Here is a 17,333-nt window from a genome sequence, read left to right as displayed (position 1 = left end):
TATTTCTGATGTCACCCGGATGAGGTTATTTCAAATTCCGCATAGGCTACTTCTTTGGCATCTCTACAGAATGTTTTATAAATTCGGTATTTCCCCGGACGATTGGGTATTTCAGAAGTATGGAGTTTGATTGTCTGCTGATGAGGGGGATATTGGGGAAGCAATGCCCAACCAATATCCTCAATAGTTGGATTGGCAGATAATATTTCCCATTGTCGTTTGCTGCCATTATAAAAAGCAAGGCTGTAGTCATTTCCACAAGTGTACTTTTGCCGGGAGTGATTGGTGACAAATATCCTCACTTCTGTAGTTGACGGCGGATAGCAGGCATATTCAGTTTTCATGGAAAGCGAATCGGGATTCATGTTTTTCCCGATTGGAATATTACGGGGTACCGGATGCAATGTCTGTGTCATTGATTGTGGGGTTTGGGGAATCTCTTTTGTTTTATCCAGCCTGAAAGTTACCGGAACTGTATATTTCACCTTTACAGCTTCCCTTTCAATGTTCCGGGTTTCCATTGAGGAAGCGTTTTTATGATACGTAATGCCTCTTTATCTAAAAAAGGATCAACACTTCTCACTATGTTAGGTTCTGTTATGTGACCGTATTCATCTACAATAAATTGAACAGTAACCCTTCCTTGTATTCCTTTCTTTCGTGCTTCTGCCGAATATTGCATATTACCGTTGATGAATTGCAACAGTTTATCCATACCACCGGGAAATTCTGGCATTTGGTCGACTACATTATAGATTGGTTGCCCTACAATTTCCTCTTCCGGCGGTAAAGTATCTTTCTGCCGGTTATCGGAATGCCTTCCCAAAAATTCAATAGTATTATTCTGCAATTGGAATTCAGCCATTAAAGTATATTTCCTGTTATATCTTCTTATTGTAAGAAAGAAGCGATAACGGCCGGGAGCATGTCTGAACAAATACGCATTATAATAATGTGTATTGCCCTGAAAAAGTACAGTTTCTACATCAAATGCAACAAGCTGCATGGGAGCTTCTCTCCATGTACCTTTTTCATCCTCATAAGTGTAGTTGTAATATCCCCCAAAGCTAATGTCAGTACCACTATTGTTATGTAATACAAAAGTCACTTGTTTCTGTCTGGTGGAATATACAGGGTATTCGGGATGCAATGACAATCCGAGGGTATCATTTATTCCTATGCTATTGTTTATAGTATCTACAATCGGATTATGTTTAGGCTTGCTTGTACACCCGACCATCAAAACACAGAGCAGTATGATTACAAATATCGTTTTCATGGCATACTTTCATTATTTCGGGTAATTTGACTGGTGGGAGATTCAAATCTTATCGGGAACGTGAACCTTACTTTCAGATTCACTCCATGCTGATTACCGGGTTTCCATTTTGGCATTATCGAAACGATACGTAATGCCTCTTCACATAAAGCAGCATCAGCACTCAGTACAGGATTGATGCTACGGAGAATTTTGGGCTGTATCACACTTCCATCCTTGTCTATAACAACCTGTACAATAATCCTGCCTTCCAGTCTGCTTTGTCTTGCAGCTTGTGGATACCGGATATTCTGTCTTATAAACTCCATCAGTCCAGGCATACCACCAGGAAACTCAGGCATATTCCGAACAACATCAAATATATCATCCTCGCCTGAAGGTGCCTTATAATCCGAAGACCGTGCGGGGCCTACTGGAACAGGTTTGTTTCTGTATGAAACCTGATGAGCGGTATAGGCTTCAAACCATTGTTGGACTGTATAATAACATTCCTCGTTCTCATTATAGACCCTGATTTTCAGAAGATAATCACCCGGTTGACAGTTATCAGGGAAATCAACATCTATCTCTGCTGTTTCCCCTTTTTCAAGACAAAGGACGACAGACTCCTTATCCACGTCCTTATCGAGAATCTTATGTAAATTCTTCTGTTTGCCCTCCAGATAGAAATCAGCTTCACCTTTATATATCAGATTATATTTAAGACTGACAATGGAAATATAAACCTTGCCTCCGGAAATGCTTGTACCATTTACTATGATATCCTCACTTCTTTCACGGTTTATCCGGTTTTTATGCTTGCCAAAAGAAGCTTTGAACACTCCTTCTGTATCATCTATTAGATAACCCCATTTCAAGCCTGATACTGCTTTCTCTGTGGAAGGGGTAGCATTTGCAGAAGGGATATACTTAATCTCTACAACTGTATCTTGGGGAACTTGCTTAGGCCCTTCTTCAACTATTATGGGTTGAGTCCGGCTGTTTCCTTCAGGTAATACAGTATAGAGCCCCTGTTCATCTTTCAATACTTTATGACTGCCCGATTCCAGCCATTTGTTCCACTCATTGAACAAATCGGATATGAACAGGTACAACTCTTCTGAAATATGAATATCTTTACCGGATTTGATATTGAATTTCAGTCTGTCATTCTTTACAGTAAGAAACTTCCTGCATCTATCCAACGCTTTCAGATAAACAATCTGGTTAAAGGCGTAGTTCTTATTGAAACCTTCTCCTGTATACATATCTATTGCAGCATAGGACATTATCCCTCTTATTCTAAGGAAAGTGGTATCGGTTATGGAAGCCTTATACCTGTTCGCCTCTTTCCATAAATTCTCTCCCTCCAGTTTTATCAGGCTGTCCGTTTCATCATCTATAAGAGATATTTCCTCAAAGAGCGTGTCGGTAACATCAGCGTGGTTCTCTTTATTACTTTTTCCATTACAACCGGTCAGAAAAAGACAACATACTAGAATATATAGCATCTCTGTTTTCATATGTCTATAGTATTAATGCTACCTCCCATTGATCTATGAAACGTCCTTAAAGATAGAGATATTATCTGAATTTTAATTTCTATTTCTCAATATCCTGCTTTAAAACAGTTCTTTTTTTAGCAGGAATAAGATATAATCAAGAGTTTGGCAGAGCCTGAAGTATGGAACGAAGTGGAATGTAATACATAACCATCAGAAGTAAAACAAAGCAGAACAAGGCAACAGAGACGGTTGCCAACTCATTACCTGAAATGGGGTGATTATTCTAATCTTTTTTATTCTAAGAGGTTACAAATCATATACAGATTTAACCAAAAACATTGCAGGCTTGACTTATTATATCCAATTAAACAGCAAACAGACAAAACGACCTCCTCATCTTCTCCACTGTAGAAGGAACGAAGTACCCTAAGACCTCTATTCTCCAATTGACATTTATTCTCTTTCCTCAACTGTTTCTACCTGATGGATGGGAATGCAATAATCACATAATGTCCCATGCCTTCCTGTCTTCAGCCGATAAAATACAATGGTTTTCTGCTGTCCTATCCGATATTTGCAGCAGGTCAGGATTTATGGTATCTACGGCTGGTCATAAAAAAGGCTATGAAAATATGATACTGTATACTTCCGGATTATGGACTTTTAACCGGACTCTCTATTGTAACTGTTCATCATGGACCGGAACGGATACATAGTGTGTTGTTGAATATTTTATCATCCTTTCCATGCCGTATGTACCCGATGAATCATGAAGGAACAGGCTTCTCTATGTCATATATGGTGTGTATGCGTTTTACACACTCTAAGGATAGATAGCTTTTATTATGTAAATCATTGGTGTGTAATCCAATAACCGTAGTATGCTGAATTCTGCGACAACTGATACTTTGAAGGTTTTACACCCCTGAAAGCTATATTTACCCCCTTGGAATTAGTATTCACACACCCAGAACAGAATATCCTCTACCTCATCAATAAACATTGATAGCTTCTTCATGCAAGAGTTAACTGAAAGCCAATTGTATAATAACTATAAGATGTCTATTATACTACTCACTCAGGCGGCGTGAGCCTACAACAAACGAAAGAAGAAAGATATACAATAATTTCATGCAACTTTTTTTCTTAAAATGAGAGATTTTACTTAAAAGGAATAGATTGCATAAGGAAAAATATTGATGCATTCTGTTAACTCTCCATTGGTCAAATTGAATACCGAAAATGTTGCATATGTAAAATCAGTAATAGACCAATGAGCCAGCACATGACACAGTTTATTTTACACTATTTAATAGACCAGTATGACACGATTTATTTACTTCAGAGCTTAATAAAATAATTCATATTTATAACACATTGTCTTCCAGTCATGTATTACATTCTCACTACATTGGCTCCGCCTTACCCCTTTACTTATAATTTATAGATTTTTCTAAGGAGAAACGGAATTACTTTTTCTTCTTGCCTATCATTTCTAATATATAGAGTAATGGATTTTTGGTAATAAGAGGAGTTAATTGAATATCATTTTCTTAAGTTATATTATTCGGCAGCCATATCATTAAAATACATCATCCGTCCGACCAGTACTGAGGCAAAGCTATCATGGACTGAAATAACCGGAAAAAGATCAGCCCCCATAATACAGGTTGATCTTTCTTTTTCCCACTTCCTCAATATCAAGTTCTATGTTCTGCTCCCCAAGACAAGCCAATAGTTCAACCGTTTCTTCAGCAACCTCCTTATCTATCTCTATCACAACACCTTCACCGACAGATACCTTACAAACGCCTCCGGTAGCAGCAATCCTTTCAAGAACAATTTCGGGAAAAACTCTGTTCTGAATCCTTCCGGCTATCAACAATGAATTTCCGACAACCTTGTCAGAAACTATTATACTGTCAGCCCTCATCCTAAAAGCCGACATCAATTCATTCATATCTCCGACTGTAACCATAACGGGAGACAAAGATAATAATTTTTTATGTTAACGGGGATGATGGATAAGGTCTTCTGTTATAGTTCAACCTGCAAAGCTTCGTATCCATTCCGGAGTTTGGGAATTATAACATTAGAGTTGGCTCATTCTCTTCTTTCTTCCCTCCCTCAAGAGAAGAGGGGAAAGCGGAAAGGGGAACCTCTAAAACCTAATTTTTTACTGATTTCTGGATAGATGAAATTGAGAAAGTTATAAAAAATAGTCTTTTCCCCCATTTCCCTATCTCTTTTCCTCCTTGAGGCGAAATAAATCAGCCAATCGGTTATCCGCCTTTCGTCAAATTACGTATCTTTACCGACAAACTATCAATATACAGCCTATGAAAACGCAAATACCTTTTTGCCATGTAACCCTATTAACACTTCCGTCAGTCGTGTCGATGCTTGCCATACTACTTTTATTGGCTGGATGTCAGCATAAATCTGTTGCAACCCACCGTAAAAACGGATGGTATCATGTAACAGGCAATCCCAATGACAGCCTTTCTTTAGAGCCTATCGTTACTACGAAAGATTTCAGTGTTTTACGATTAGATTCGGATGCTTTTGGTAAATATGTAATTTCTGGACAGATAAATCCATATTATATGAACCGATGGGCGGAAGAAACAGAAAAAGCCATTGGAAAACAGATCGCTTTTGTGTTTAATGATTCAGTGATAAGCAACCCCACTGTAAATATAAGGATTGAGAGTGGTAATTTTGCCATAACCTCTTATTGTGACACTCTACTGCCGGGAATTTATGAGGAACTGAATAAGGAAATCAATCCTTCTTACTCGGATAGTTTGACAGGACTTGCTACTGTCCGGTTATGGAAGGAAGCGAGAGAATTTAAAAAGACTCTTACGGACACGACCTTTTTGAAAACCAAAGGTATAATGTCTTATGTCGCTATTGATGCTATGAATGGCAACGGATTTAATCCGCATTATGCCTATAATCAAGTCGTTTATCTCAAAGCTTTGGATAGAGCAAGAAAGAAAATATCCATAGAGAATGGGCATGTAATTTTCCCTTGTCAACGTGGTAAAGATTTGAATATATCAGATGATTTATTTCTGTTTATACAATCCTTATTTAAAGAGTGGAATCAATGGCTGAATACCGGCAACTATCAGTTGGTCAAAGATGAAAATGGTTTGTATACTGTTGAACCACTTCCTAAAAAGAAGGATAAGAAGGCTTCTGTTTCTCTTTCTTCTGCCAAGTCTGAAAAACAACCTATAACGGAAGAACCTTTTCCTTTGAAACATATCATTTATAAGTAATTTCCCTATTTTTGAGAAAAAAATTGATTTTGGGACATACTGCATTAGTTGTAGGCTCACGCCGCCTGAGTGAGTATTATTAAGATATAAACAATAGTGAATCATATAATCTGCTTCCAGTTTACTTTTCAATCCATGCAATGCAAAATACAGGGAAACAAGTGACAATTCCACTGAACTAGTCTGCATTGAAATGGTTGCCGGAAAGGAACGGAAACAAGCCAGGATAAAGTTTTTTAGATTGACAGGGATCGGCAATTGTAACAAACATCTTAAGAAGATGGCGGTAAAAGCCAAAATAGATAAAACATCAGCTATCATCTTGCGAGACATATTATTGATTTTTTTCGCTGATAACAAACGATTTACAGAATCATAAATTACGGCAGGTAACGATTTAGAAACAAGCGAAGTTCCCTTATCTGTCTTATTCTGCATTATTGAAAAGAACGCTTTATTATTAATACAAAGATAAATATCTTTTTTGAATTAAACAGCGAATTTAATAAAAAGAAACAACCTTAACAAAAAACATAGGTACACACAATTCACAAACCCTAAAAATCATTAACTTTGTAGTAGTATTAAATTTATTGTTCAGTAAATCATAGTAAAAGTAGCATATGGATAATGTTTTATTCCCTTCACTATATGAAGAAGATTATATTCTTCGCTCATTGGGAAGCATTGTAACTCAGCCAGATGTGGCATTGACAGAGCTCGTTGCAAATGCATGGGATGCTGGTGCATCGCATGTTACATTATCCATCCCTGAGGAAAAGAATCAATTACTATATATTGAGGATGATGGTGTTGGTATGTCTGAATCAGAATTTCAACACCATTGGATGACACTGCGTTATAACCGTTTGAAAGAGCAAGGGCGGAATGTAATATTCCCTAATGGAGAAAAGGGTAATAGATGTGCCTTTGGCCGAAATGGTGTTGGAAGACATGGTTTATTCTGTTTCGGAAATGAATACAAAGTAATTACCATAAAAGATGGTAAAAAACTAACATTTAAAATAAAGCCTAATGTAAAGTCTCAACCATTTGCGGTTATAGAAAAGAATGAAGAATCTAGTACGGGAAATGGAACAAGACTGGAGGTCGTTGTTACCAAGAATCTTCCTGCAATTAACAAAATCTCTGAAATTTTATCTGCAAGATTTCTTCACGATCCACAGTTTAAGATTACCGTAAATCACAGAACCTTAGAATTGGAAGACTTGACAAGAGAAACAGAACCTGCGGAGATAGACATAGAAGGAACAAACATTCACCTTACAGCATACTTTATTGACTCTACAAAAGCTGGAAGAAAAAGCATATTTCAAGGAATTGCTTTTTGGCAGTCAGGAAGACTTGTGGGTGAGCCATCTTGGTCCCTTGGTCGAAATTTAGTTTTAGACGGAAGAACCTCTTTAGCTAAAAGATACACATTTATTATAAAGTCAAACGATTTAGCAGAATACATAAAAGAAGATTGGAGCGGTTTTAAAGTATCAGATGAAATTGAAAAGGTGTATCAAGTAGTAGAAAACTTTATAAATGATTCGTTTGAGAGTGTTGCCCTCGCTACAATTTCAAATGTAACAGAAAATCTGGATATTCCTATTAAGCAGTCACTTAAAAAAGTTAATCCTTTAGTCCGAGAGGAGGTAAAAAGTGTAATAACAGAAATAGTTAAGACGAATCCTAAAGTTAAACAAGAATCTGTTAATCTTGTTGTTCAGACTATTATCAATATGGAAAACTCCAAAAACGGACATGAATTATTGGAGAAACTATCTACATTAAGTTCAGATGATATTGATGGTTTAAATAGTTTGTTAAGCAAATGGACAGTAAGTGACGCGTTAGTTGTTCTTAATGAAATTGACAGAAGACTTTCAATAATAACAGCTATTAGAAAACTCGGAAAAGACAAAACAACGGATGAACTACATGTTTTACATCCAATGATCGCTGAATCAAGATGGTTATTTGGCCCTGAATATGAGTCATCTGAATATATATTCAATCAACAAATGAAGACTGCTGTTGAGAAGATATTTACAGATGTCAAATATTTAACGTCAGATGCAAATTACAAAAAGAGACCAGATTTAATTTGTTTGCCTGATAGTACTGTTGGAGTAACTGGAATAGAAGACATACCATCAGACCTAGGATTAGTCAAGGTGCGTAAGTTGTTACTTATTGAACTTAAAAAAGGAGGATTTAAGATTAAAAGAGAAGAACGCAATCAAGCACAAGGATATGTAGAGGATTTATTAAGTTCTAATTTAGGTGTTGACTGCCAGATTACAGCTTATGTTGTTGGTGATTCTATTGCTGACAATTTAACATCACCTACTAAAATCGGAGAAAATGGTAGAGGTACTCTTTTTGTTACAACATTTGATCAATTAGTGGATACAGCAGAAAGGCGAATGTTTGGGCTTAGACAAAAGATAGCATCTCGGTATGACGATGTCCCTGGCATGGATTTATACGCACAAATTAAGTTAAACATATAATTTAATAATTAAAAGTGTTAATTTTAACAATAAAGACAAGTATGAATCAGTTATATTTGCATGCATAAATAATATAATTCATTTAAAAAAGCCTCTAATTTTCAATGTTTGTGAGTATTAAGCGGTTAAAAGCAATTTTCAGCTTAACCCAACAAAGCATTCCTTATATCTATAAAGGTTATTCTTGAGGTAAATGTGACTTATTCAAGTTGTTGCCAAACAATGCTAAAGTTAAATGCTAACTCTCCATTGTTCAAATTGAATACCAAAAATGTTGCATATGTAAAATCAGTAATAGACCAATGAGCCAGCGCATGACACAATTTATTTACTTCAGAGCTTAATAAAATAATTCATATTTATTCCACCTTGTCTTCCAGTTATGTATTACATTACACTCCGTTTCATACTTTCGTCTCCGACCAACTCCAAAAAAAGAAAAAAAGAGAAACCAAGTATTACCTCAGTTTCTCTTCTTAATTTGGTTATAACAGATTAGGGTCTGTCTCTTCTCCGTTCTGATAGCAATAGATGTCTAAATTTTCAGTAGTCATCCATTGGCAATTATTAAGTCTGAATCCGTATTTCTCCTCGATGGTTGAGAGAAAATCTTCAAAATCCTCGTAATTCTCCGATTCTCTCAGTTCTTCATCCGTCAGCTTTATGATATTCAAACAGCCGACACAAAAATCTAAAATCAATACATACTTGGGTTCCATAATTTCAATCTTCTTTTAAGTTATACCTTTTAATCAGTTTATATACAGTTGATTTTGAAAAACTACACCCCTGAGAAGTAACGAAACCCTCCTTGTTCAAAGTATCCGCCATGCTTTTCAGGGTATATTCTTCCTTGATTAATGTCCGAAGCATCGCAACGGCTCTTTTGTTATTAGGGTTGTTGTCAGCTTTCTCCTTACAACTTCTGATACTGTTCCGGATGGCTTGCTTATGCTTATCCATCAAGTGCTCAGGATTACCCAATTTAAATCCTCTGCTTTTCTTAGCCTGCAATGATGCTTTCGTTCTGGCTGCTATTAATTCAGCTTCGTATTGAGATATTGCAGACAGAATATGCAGCACCATTTTGTTAGCCTCAGGGAAATCGCAAAAGACTATATCCACATCACTTTCTAATAGGTTGGATAGGAATGAAACATTTCTTGCCAGCCGGTCCAGTTTGGCTACTATCAATATGGCTTCTGTTTTCCTGCAAAGTATCAACGCCTCTTTAAGTTTGGGTCTGTCTTTCTTCCGACCCGATTCTATTTCAACATATTCAGCAATCGGAGTTTTGTCATGAAGATGTTTTTGTATTATCTCCCTCTGTGCCTCAATTCCCAATCCTGAATATCCTTGCTTTTGTGTACTTACCCGGAGATAAGCCACGTATTGGTTGTTGTTCTTCATTGTTATTCGTTTTTTAACAATAGTTCCACAAGTTAGATGCTCGTCTAATCTATGGAACCATTCACATTGGTTCATAAAAAAGGCTTTCCATGAGATTTCGAGTTCTTATAAATTCTACTCCCTCCCAGAAAGCCTATTATCACATATTCCGATTTCTCAGAGAACAGCTAATACCTTATGATGTTGTATGTTTCAGCAATCCTCCTTTCATAATCGTCCGTTTTCTCTACAAGTTCATCCACCTCAGAAACAAGCATGTCAAAGCAGATGCCCTCTCTCTTGTCTTTGATTTCCCCATCCTCACCAAGAAGACAGACTTCAAACAGGTCCACACCTTCATTCAATACTATCTGAACTTTTCCGGTGTGCTTGAATCCGCTGACCTTGAATTCAAGACCACATGTTATTACTTTCACTGTTTCAATCTCAACTCCCCAAGACATAAGGACGGGGAGATTGGATTTCAGGATTGACCAGATATATACGGCCAATTCCAAATCATTATTCTTGTCTCTTTCCATGACTCTGTGTTTTTAAATCCATCATTCTTTTCTGCTTTTTCGTAAGGACTTCAAACCTGTAGAAATCCTCGTCACAGTTCATACACTGGAATACATAGCCTTCAATCCTTGATTTTAAAAGCATACGTCCGCATTTAGGACAGAACCTTCTCGTTTTCATATCCGTTGCCGTTTATCAGTTTATATTCGTCATATTCTTTCCAAAGCATCCGGTAATCCCTGCATATCCTCTCGTAATCATCCAGTCTCAAGTGTGGAAAATCTGTGGAATACATTTCATAAAGGTCTTCGGGAGTTAAAGTCGGGTCATAGTTCAGCATATCGTAAATCTCATCCTCAAATTCATAAGGACTGAAATACGGGTCACTTTGCGTATGGGGATATACATCGGTACACTCCTCTATGATATGCTCTACAAACAGCAGGCTCTTCATCAGGTCCTTCTTGACAGTGATTTCTTCATCAGTATGAGGATTATAATAACCGCATGAGACGTTGATGCAGGAGACCCCAAGCCCTTTCTCTTTCAAAGTCAGAATATCGGTCATCAAGCCGTTCTCCTCCATGTAACCCCATTTTTCAGGTTCAAGGGCTTCTATAAACTTTTCGGAACACAAGTCAGAATATCCGATACTTGTAATCAGATCCGAATCACCCTTTCTGTCAGGCTGGATAACGAACCTTACATCCTCGAAGAAAGACATCACCGCTTCAGAACTTCCCCTGCATCCCGTTTCCTCTTCCCTGAAAAAGGCTACTTTAACGGCATCATATTTCTTCAGGCATTCAAGGCAGATAAACACTCCGTTCTTGTCATCGGCTCCCAAATTCTCAAACCTCCTGTTCTTTGGCGAATAACCGAATATGATTTCCCTTGTCTCTAACGCCTTGAAATCCTTTGAATGGTTGCAGTGTGATACCTGGTCGATATGGCTCACCAAGCAAGGATAGGTCTCAGCTTCTCCCTTTACTACATACAGGTTCCCGAATTTATCCTTTGACACGGATATGTCTCCGGGCAGTTGTCTTATATAGGAACAGAGGAACTTCACCATCTTCCGCTCCTTTCCACTGGGACTGTAGATACTATACAGTCTCTTCAACAGTTGCGTATTCATGATTCATCTCTTTTTTAAGTTTATAACCATACGGGAGATTGGTACTCGGATTTACTTTGTCAAATACATCCTCACCGAACTCCCATACATCTTCATTCTCAATCAATCCATCCAATGTGTCTATACTAATGGACTTCTCCTCATAGATACCTTCCGATTCATTCCAGATATTAATCCGGGTTATATCGGTGTAATCCTCGTACCATTCACCGTCATATTCTGAATAGTACCAGTTCTTCCGCTTGAACTCATCCTCCGCTTTTTCCATACACTCCTTGCAGCAATAATGCTCTTCTGTCACTTCGGAGTACTCCGCATCATCTTCCAGCAGGTTCTCCCCACAATTGTCACAGCATACACAGTCATCCTTATGGTGGTATTCCTCTTTGGATTCTATCCATACAAAATCATCCAGGTTTTCGGAATCTACATTTATCTCATTTCCATGCAGGTAGCAGAGTGTGGTATCATCACAGTCGTATTGGTGATATTCATCCCATAGACTTTCATCCTCATCTTCATCAGTATCGCCATAAAGGTTCAGGTCTGTGGTGTCAAGGGTATATGAGAAGCTGGAGTTTTCGTAGTTATAGGCTTTGTTCTGATTATAACCATACCATTTGAAAGAATCCTGATAGGAAAGCGTGTCTTCCATGTCCAAATCACAATCTATTTCAAATTTTCTATCAGACAGAGAGTTGCCACAAACATCCACAAAGGAATTTGCATCATGACAGGAAGCGCCAATCACCTTATAGCCGTCAATATAATCTTCCTGAATAAGTTTATCCACCAGCAGGCGTTTCAATGCATCATCGCCTTCCGAGGAATACTGTCTTTCAAGCAGCCTCCATTTCCTGCCATCCTGATCCGTAACCTCGGTAAACAGAATGGACCTGGCTACAATCAGACCTGTTTTATCAGTTATGTAAGCAGCCTTGGACTTTACCGAATCACGATAGAATGAAGTACGGTTCCTGTCCACCATACATGAATTGAAATCACCTTTACAGTAATCACTGTCATAGATCTTCTCAAACTCATCGTTGACATGTAATTCTATACCGGAAGTATAGCCATGAGTATAAGTGCACCAATGCTGGGTGAACACATCCCCGGCAATCCAGTTTACCACACAGGGAGAAAGAAGTTTCCCTATCTCTGTCTCAAGGATAAGCTCCCTCATGAACTTGCCGGCCCTCATCTTGAAGACTCGGTTACGTTCAACGTTGATATAACGGATTGAATGTTTGTCAAGGTCCTCACACAAGCCTCTGAATTCGTCGGTCTCATATTTGGAGGAATAGTATGTTTCACCTATCAGTTCCACTTTATGGGGCAGCTTTTCATCATTCTTTCCCGAACTCAAAATGGCTTCAACCGTTTTCTTCTGTAGGTCAGCCATATCACATATACGCAGCAGGGCATAGTCGTTATGTTCCCTGCAATACTTGAGTAGTGCAGGGTTTTTCAGATGGCCCAGCAGTATCCTGTTCTTTCTTACCACCGTGCCATTGTCTCTCTTTTCAAGGCCGAAACAGGCCTTGAATCCTTCGTAACCATAAAAATTATAGTATAACATAATCTTCTGAATTTTAAATTGTCAGTAAATAAAAAAGGAGGGATACTTCCTTTTAATCGGAAATATCCCTCCCCGGAATATTAGTTCGGTATGTTTCAACCGTTATGAAATACTGTCGTTATCCAGTATTCCTGATCCCATTATCTCTCTGGAAATCTTATAGTAAACTTCCTTTTCGGCCATCTTCTTGTAGATTTGAAGAGTACCTGGTGTAAACGTATTCAAGAAGAATACTTTTTAAAACCATCGTCTTGTCTTTTTCAGAGTAGATGAAGTAGTAGGGTTCCTGATCACCATATCTGTTTGTAAGAATGACCTTCCCCCTGTATTCTCCACGGTTGAAAAAGCTGTTGTATTGTTCCGTAATGTTTCCGTCCGTCGAATCCGTCTGAAAATAAATGTCCAGATAGAGCTTGCCTTTCATCAGTTCTACCGCCTCGACCATACTGTTCCAGGAATTACCTTCCTGTCTGTCCCGGCTGATGAACAGGCGTTTGTCTACGGATTTATATTGATACCGACCTGCTTCTTTTATGATTCTTTCCATAGTAGCAGGAGTTGTTGCCAGGAGTTCGGAAGAAGTAAGATTCTTTATGATCTCTATTTTCTTCTTTGGAGCATATCTCTTGAAAAGCTCGTCATTGATATTAATTGCCATATTGTCTCTATTTTTTTATGAAATACTCAATGCCGGAATGAACCAGAATATAGTAGTCTTTCGTCACTCCACATCTGTTCTCATAGGGGTTATAAAACTGTAAAGCAAGCATCCCGTACAACTGAGGTACATGCTTCCTGATCTTATTAATCAGCCATCTGTAATTGACAGGCTTTATTCCTTTCATTTTCCTGTTCCATTCCGCCAGGGTCATATCGGAACAGCAACACTCATAAACCATGGTCTAAATAAAAGGTAAATGACAGTCCTCCAAAGCTCCGGACTCAACTATCTTCTTACATATCTCATGGGAAGACTTGTTTCTCAGGTCATATCCGTAACCTTCACTTCCCATGATCCTTATCACTTCAACCATACTTCTGAATAAGGTCTGTTGCAGGGTCCTGTGGAATGTAGTTACTGCCGAAGCGAACCTCTTTTCATTCCACCCGTAATCGTTCAGGGCATGTTCAAGTTCTTTTGCAGCCTTGAATTCCCTGCTGTTTTCCAATTCTTGTCTTTCCATAGTGTTTTTTATTTCTTGTTTTGTTTATTGATTGATGCATTGAGTGAGTTATACACCCGGGCAAACTTCCTTCTCTGCTCTGTATCGGTAATGGAACTTACGAACTTGTGCATCACCACTTTCTTCCTGTCATCCCATATGATACGTGCTTTATCCACACCTTCCACAAACATGATATGGGGATATTTGCCCCATTGCTTTAAAGTGCCGTCATTGATAAGCTTTTGAATCTCTTCGGGCATTGAATTTCTGTTACGGTCAATACATCTTATTCTGCTTTCTTCACGTTCAATCGCTGTACGGGTCTTTTCAATCTCTTTCTGTATTTTGGAAAGGGTTTCATTCTGCCTGTCCCAACGTTTCATCGTTGAATATCCGTTTCTCTTGTCGTTAAGGGGTTGTCCGTTGGCACTCTTCACATCGGAAAAATGCTCGTTCAGTTTTCTATTAAATCTAGCCTGCTTCTTTTCCAGGGAAGCTTTAAGTATATCCAATCTGCTCATATCATTTATTTTTAAAAGGGTTCAACAAAAAAGGGAGAAAGACCATGTTTGTTATATTCTGATCTTTCTCCCTTGTGAGTTAATTTATTTTCAGGCCTAACTCAAAAACCATCCGTAATTCTCCGTATCCTCACCGTTCAAGGCTTTCTGGATACCAACTGCAAAATCAGTGCAGTTCTGATTTCGCTCCAGGAACTTGTCTATGTAGGATTGTTTGGCGGCGTCATTAAGAAGTTGCATCAAATCCCAACAGGTAATATTCTCTCTGCCACGTAACCCGAAATTAGGATTATCCACGTAGTTTTTGGTTGCCGCATTGACATTGGAATCACCTAAAATCACCTTCGGCAGTTCTCTAAGTTGTGATGCAGGCAAGACTTGATACAATCTCAATCTGCCTATAATCTGACAGAACTGTTCCTGTGAAACCTTGGTTCTTCCCAAGTTCTCAAGTAGTCTCAAATTGTGTTCCGGATTGAAGTCCTGGAATAACCGTAGCGCCGAATTGTAAATATCAGTGTCACTCATCACTTCCAGTCGTCCGGTCAAGCCATCATTTGTCAGCATTAGATTTGAACATACACGCACACGCCAACCTATGAATATCTTGAATTTTTCAGGTGATTTTCGGGTATACAGGTTCTCCTCGTTCAGACTTCTTACACCGCCGATACATAAATGTACCTCCTCGCCGTTCATCATTCTGCTCATGGAACGGATATGAAAACAGAAAGCCATACGTTGATAATAGATGGTCTCGTCCTCAGGTTTAAGCTCCTCCTTCCTTTTGGTCAATGCACTCGGCACCCTGCCCAGGATTTTATGTGAAACTCTGATCTCTGTGTTTCCAATGTTCTCACCTGTAAAATAGCTCCTTGCAGCATCCTCGATCCGGTGTATGAATGTCTGGTGGCTGATTGTTAGCTGGTTGTCACTGAAGCTGGGTACGATACAGTTTCTTTCAAGTTCTTCAAGCGTAATACCCGAAGTGTTACTTTCAATAAAATTGGGATGCTCCTCCTGTTCCTCTTCCGATACGATTACTGCGTCTTCGATAAATTCAGGTTTAAGCATACCCATTCCGCCCATCATTCCGATTGTCCCTGGAATGACAGTAAGTTCATTAGTCATTGTTTCCATACTCTTTGTTATTTTTTGGTCGGTTAATAAAATGCGATGAAAAAACAAAAAGCCAAGAGGTGTCATTTCTTTGCTTTTATGAATATACCTCTTAGCTTCTTTATCCCTTTGAGTATTGAAGTTGCTACCTCCAATACGGTTATTATTACGTCTGCTTTCTTGTCATAATCCATTCATCAGACGTACTATCAGTTTTCAGTCGCAACATCAACGGCCTTGACTTCACCCGTGGCAATCTTCTTTTTTCCGAATTTGCCACTATACTTCTCCGCAAGCTCGATTACTACGGAACCTGCCACGATAATCTCGGCCACATAAGCTGCGACCTTCAATCCTTTAATTAAATTTCCCATGTCTCTTAGTTGTTTTAAATTGTTAGTTATTATTTCTATTCTTATATATATATTTCTCATATATAAGGCTTTGAGGGGAAATCAAGGAAGGGGAGAAGAAGAAAAAAATAAACCAATCTTTCGACTGGCTGTGATAGTTGAACCGTTGTAAATAGCTCCTCGCATTTACTTGGCCTATCATGCGGCATACATTCGTTCGTGGGGAACTTTTATGTCTTGTCCACATACTGGAATTGCTACGCATCATCGAATCGCCATCTTATCCATCGTCTGAAAATAAGCGTGACCCGGTAATTGTTTTTATCATTAATGCTTGAAGCCGTACGCACTTTTCATTGCAGTGCTGAATAATGCTCCAAGCTTTTTTCTCATATATAAGAGTTTGAAGGCTTTGGAGAGGGAAAACAAGACGAGGTTGTGTCAAAACGTTGGCACAACCTCATTTATATTTTAAGTTCTGCTATATTTTCTTTTGGCTATGCTACTTTTTCCTCATGCATTTGGCAACAAGTTGCTATATTCCAATTATATCGGGTTATAAATAGTCCCATAAACATATATTTGGCAACTGTAATGAGCCCCTTTCCTTCTTTTATCAGTTTAGCACACATTTTTTTGATATTAAAGGCTATAGCAAAGAAAGCAAAGTCCATTGTAACCTTGTCTTCTCCCACATGCCGGAATCTTCTGTATGCCATGTTGTATTTCATTTGTCCAAACACAGCTTCTGGTTCTATACACCTCCTGCCTCTATGCTTGATACCTTCTTCTGAGAGCAATCTTTCCCGTGCCTGCCGTTTGTATTGATTTAATCGGTGGTTGACTTCTATAATACGGTTCCCCCGAGCTTTAAAACAACTGCCACGCAAAGGGCAACCTTCGCATCTTTTTGCTTTATACCGGGCACTTTCGGTGATGTATCCACTCGCTGTCTTGTCACGTTTGGT

At 38.4% G+C, this 17,333-nt stretch carries 17 protein-coding genes; 2 read left to right on the top strand and 15 right to left on the bottom strand.

Features of this window, described 5'->3' with window-relative positions:
* Positions 1-11 precede the first annotated feature (11 nt).
* From AB5903_RS03380 to AB5903_RS03365, 4 genes are all read right to left on the bottom strand, one after another.
* Positions 12-521: an immunoglobulin-like domain-containing protein gene (locus AB5903_RS03380; RefSeq protein WP_272709938.1), complete on the bottom strand. Its 510-nt coding sequence runs from the start codon at positions 519-521 to the stop codon at positions 12-14.
* A complete protein-coding gene (locus AB5903_RS03375; RefSeq protein WP_368117652.1) occupies positions 488-1,279 on the bottom strand; it encodes a TonB family protein in 792 nt (263 codons plus the stop codon). Before AB5903_RS03375 ends, AB5903_RS03380 begins: the two co-directional genes overlap by 34 nt.
* Positions 1,276-2,781 (bottom strand): energy transducer TonB, encoded by a 1,506-nt coding sequence (locus tag AB5903_RS03370; protein ID WP_368117651.1) that lies wholly within the window; start codon positions 2,779-2,781, stop codon positions 1,276-1,278. Before AB5903_RS03370 ends, AB5903_RS03375 begins: the two co-directional genes overlap by 4 nt.
* A gap of 1,633 nt (positions 2,782-4,414) precedes the next feature.
* Positions 4,415-4,723 carry a hypothetical protein gene (locus tag AB5903_RS03365; RefSeq protein ID WP_272709935.1) on the bottom strand — a complete coding sequence of 103 codons (309 nt, stop codon included), beginning with the start codon at positions 4,721-4,723 and terminating at the stop codon, positions 4,415-4,417.
* 379 nt (positions 4,724-5,102) lie between these two features.
* On the opposite strand from AB5903_RS03365, the gene AB5903_RS03360 reads away from it, so the two are divergent.
* Positions 5,103-6,053: a hypothetical protein gene (locus AB5903_RS03360; RefSeq protein ID WP_272709934.1), complete on the top strand. Its 951-nt coding sequence runs from the start codon at positions 5,103-5,105 to the stop codon at positions 6,051-6,053.
* A 623-nt stretch (positions 6,054-6,676) separates the two neighbouring features.
* The gene (locus AB5903_RS03355) at positions 6,677-8,575 is read left to right on the top strand and encodes an ATP-binding protein (RefSeq protein ID WP_272709933.1); all 1,899 of its coding nucleotides are present in this window, start codon (positions 6,677-6,679) and stop codon (positions 8,573-8,575) included.
* A 485-nt stretch (positions 8,576-9,060) separates the two neighbouring features.
* Here the strand turns inward: AB5903_RS03355 and AB5903_RS03350 are convergent, their stop codons facing one another.
* From AB5903_RS03350 to AB5903_RS03300, 11 genes are all read right to left on the bottom strand, one after another.
* The gene (locus tag AB5903_RS03350) at positions 9,061-9,294 is read right to left on the bottom strand and encodes a hypothetical protein (RefSeq protein WP_272198101.1); all 234 of its coding nucleotides are present in this window, start codon (positions 9,292-9,294) and stop codon (positions 9,061-9,063) included.
* 4 nt (positions 9,295-9,298) lie between these two features.
* Positions 9,299-9,985: a recombinase family protein gene (locus tag AB5903_RS03345; protein ID WP_272198102.1), complete on the bottom strand. Its 687-nt coding sequence runs from the start codon at positions 9,983-9,985 to the stop codon at positions 9,299-9,301.
* Between the two features lie 167 nt (positions 9,986-10,152).
* Positions 10,153-10,506, bottom strand: coding sequence for a hypothetical protein (locus tag AB5903_RS03340; RefSeq protein WP_272198103.1), 354 nt, complete (start codon positions 10,504-10,506; stop codon positions 10,153-10,155).
* A gap of 134 nt (positions 10,507-10,640) precedes the next feature.
* Positions 10,641-11,624 (bottom strand): hypothetical protein, encoded by a 984-nt coding sequence (locus AB5903_RS03335; RefSeq protein ID WP_272198104.1) that lies wholly within the window; start codon positions 11,622-11,624, stop codon positions 10,641-10,643.
* The gene (locus AB5903_RS03330) at positions 11,593-13,206 is read right to left on the bottom strand and encodes a hypothetical protein (RefSeq protein WP_368117650.1); all 1,614 of its coding nucleotides are present in this window, start codon (positions 13,204-13,206) and stop codon (positions 11,593-11,595) included. The genes AB5903_RS03335 and AB5903_RS03330 overlap by 32 nt, the downstream gene beginning before the upstream one ends.
* 157 nt (positions 13,207-13,363) lie before the next feature.
* Positions 13,364-13,864, bottom strand: coding sequence for a hypothetical protein (locus AB5903_RS03325; RefSeq protein WP_272198106.1), 501 nt, complete (start codon positions 13,862-13,864; stop codon positions 13,364-13,366).
* Positions 13,865-14,108: 244 nt separating this feature from the next.
* Positions 14,109-14,390, bottom strand: a complete 282-nt coding sequence (locus AB5903_RS03320) for a hypothetical protein (protein ID WP_272709931.1) — start codon at positions 14,388-14,390, stop codon at positions 14,109-14,111.
* An 8-nt stretch (positions 14,391-14,398) separates the two neighbouring features.
* Entirely contained in the window at positions 14,399-14,893 is a 495-nt protein-coding gene (locus tag AB5903_RS03315; protein ID WP_272198109.1) for a hypothetical protein, read from the bottom strand.
* Between the two features lie 96 nt (positions 14,894-14,989).
* Positions 14,990-16,033, bottom strand: coding sequence for a DUF3871 family protein (locus AB5903_RS03310; RefSeq protein ID WP_272198110.1), 1,044 nt, complete (start codon positions 16,031-16,033; stop codon positions 14,990-14,992).
* Between the two features lie 188 nt (positions 16,034-16,221).
* On the bottom strand, positions 16,222-16,386 hold the full coding sequence (locus AB5903_RS03305) for a hypothetical protein (RefSeq protein ID WP_272709930.1): 165 nt from the start codon (positions 16,384-16,386) through the stop codon (positions 16,222-16,224).
* A 476-nt stretch (positions 16,387-16,862) separates the two neighbouring features.
* Positions 16,863-17,333: transposase (locus tag AB5903_RS03300; RefSeq protein ID WP_368117649.1), on the bottom strand; the 471-nt coding region annotated here is incomplete at its 5' end.

Origin of the sequence: Bacteroides sp. 2201st1_D9_2201SCRN_220225 (assembly GCF_040928965.1) — a bacterium.
Classification (GTDB): domain Bacteria; phylum Bacteroidota; class Bacteroidia; order Bacteroidales; family Bacteroidaceae; genus Bacteroides; species Bacteroides stercoris.
The sequence above is the reverse complement of the archived record's forward strand: the minus strand, read 5'-3'. Positions and strand labels throughout refer to the sequence as shown.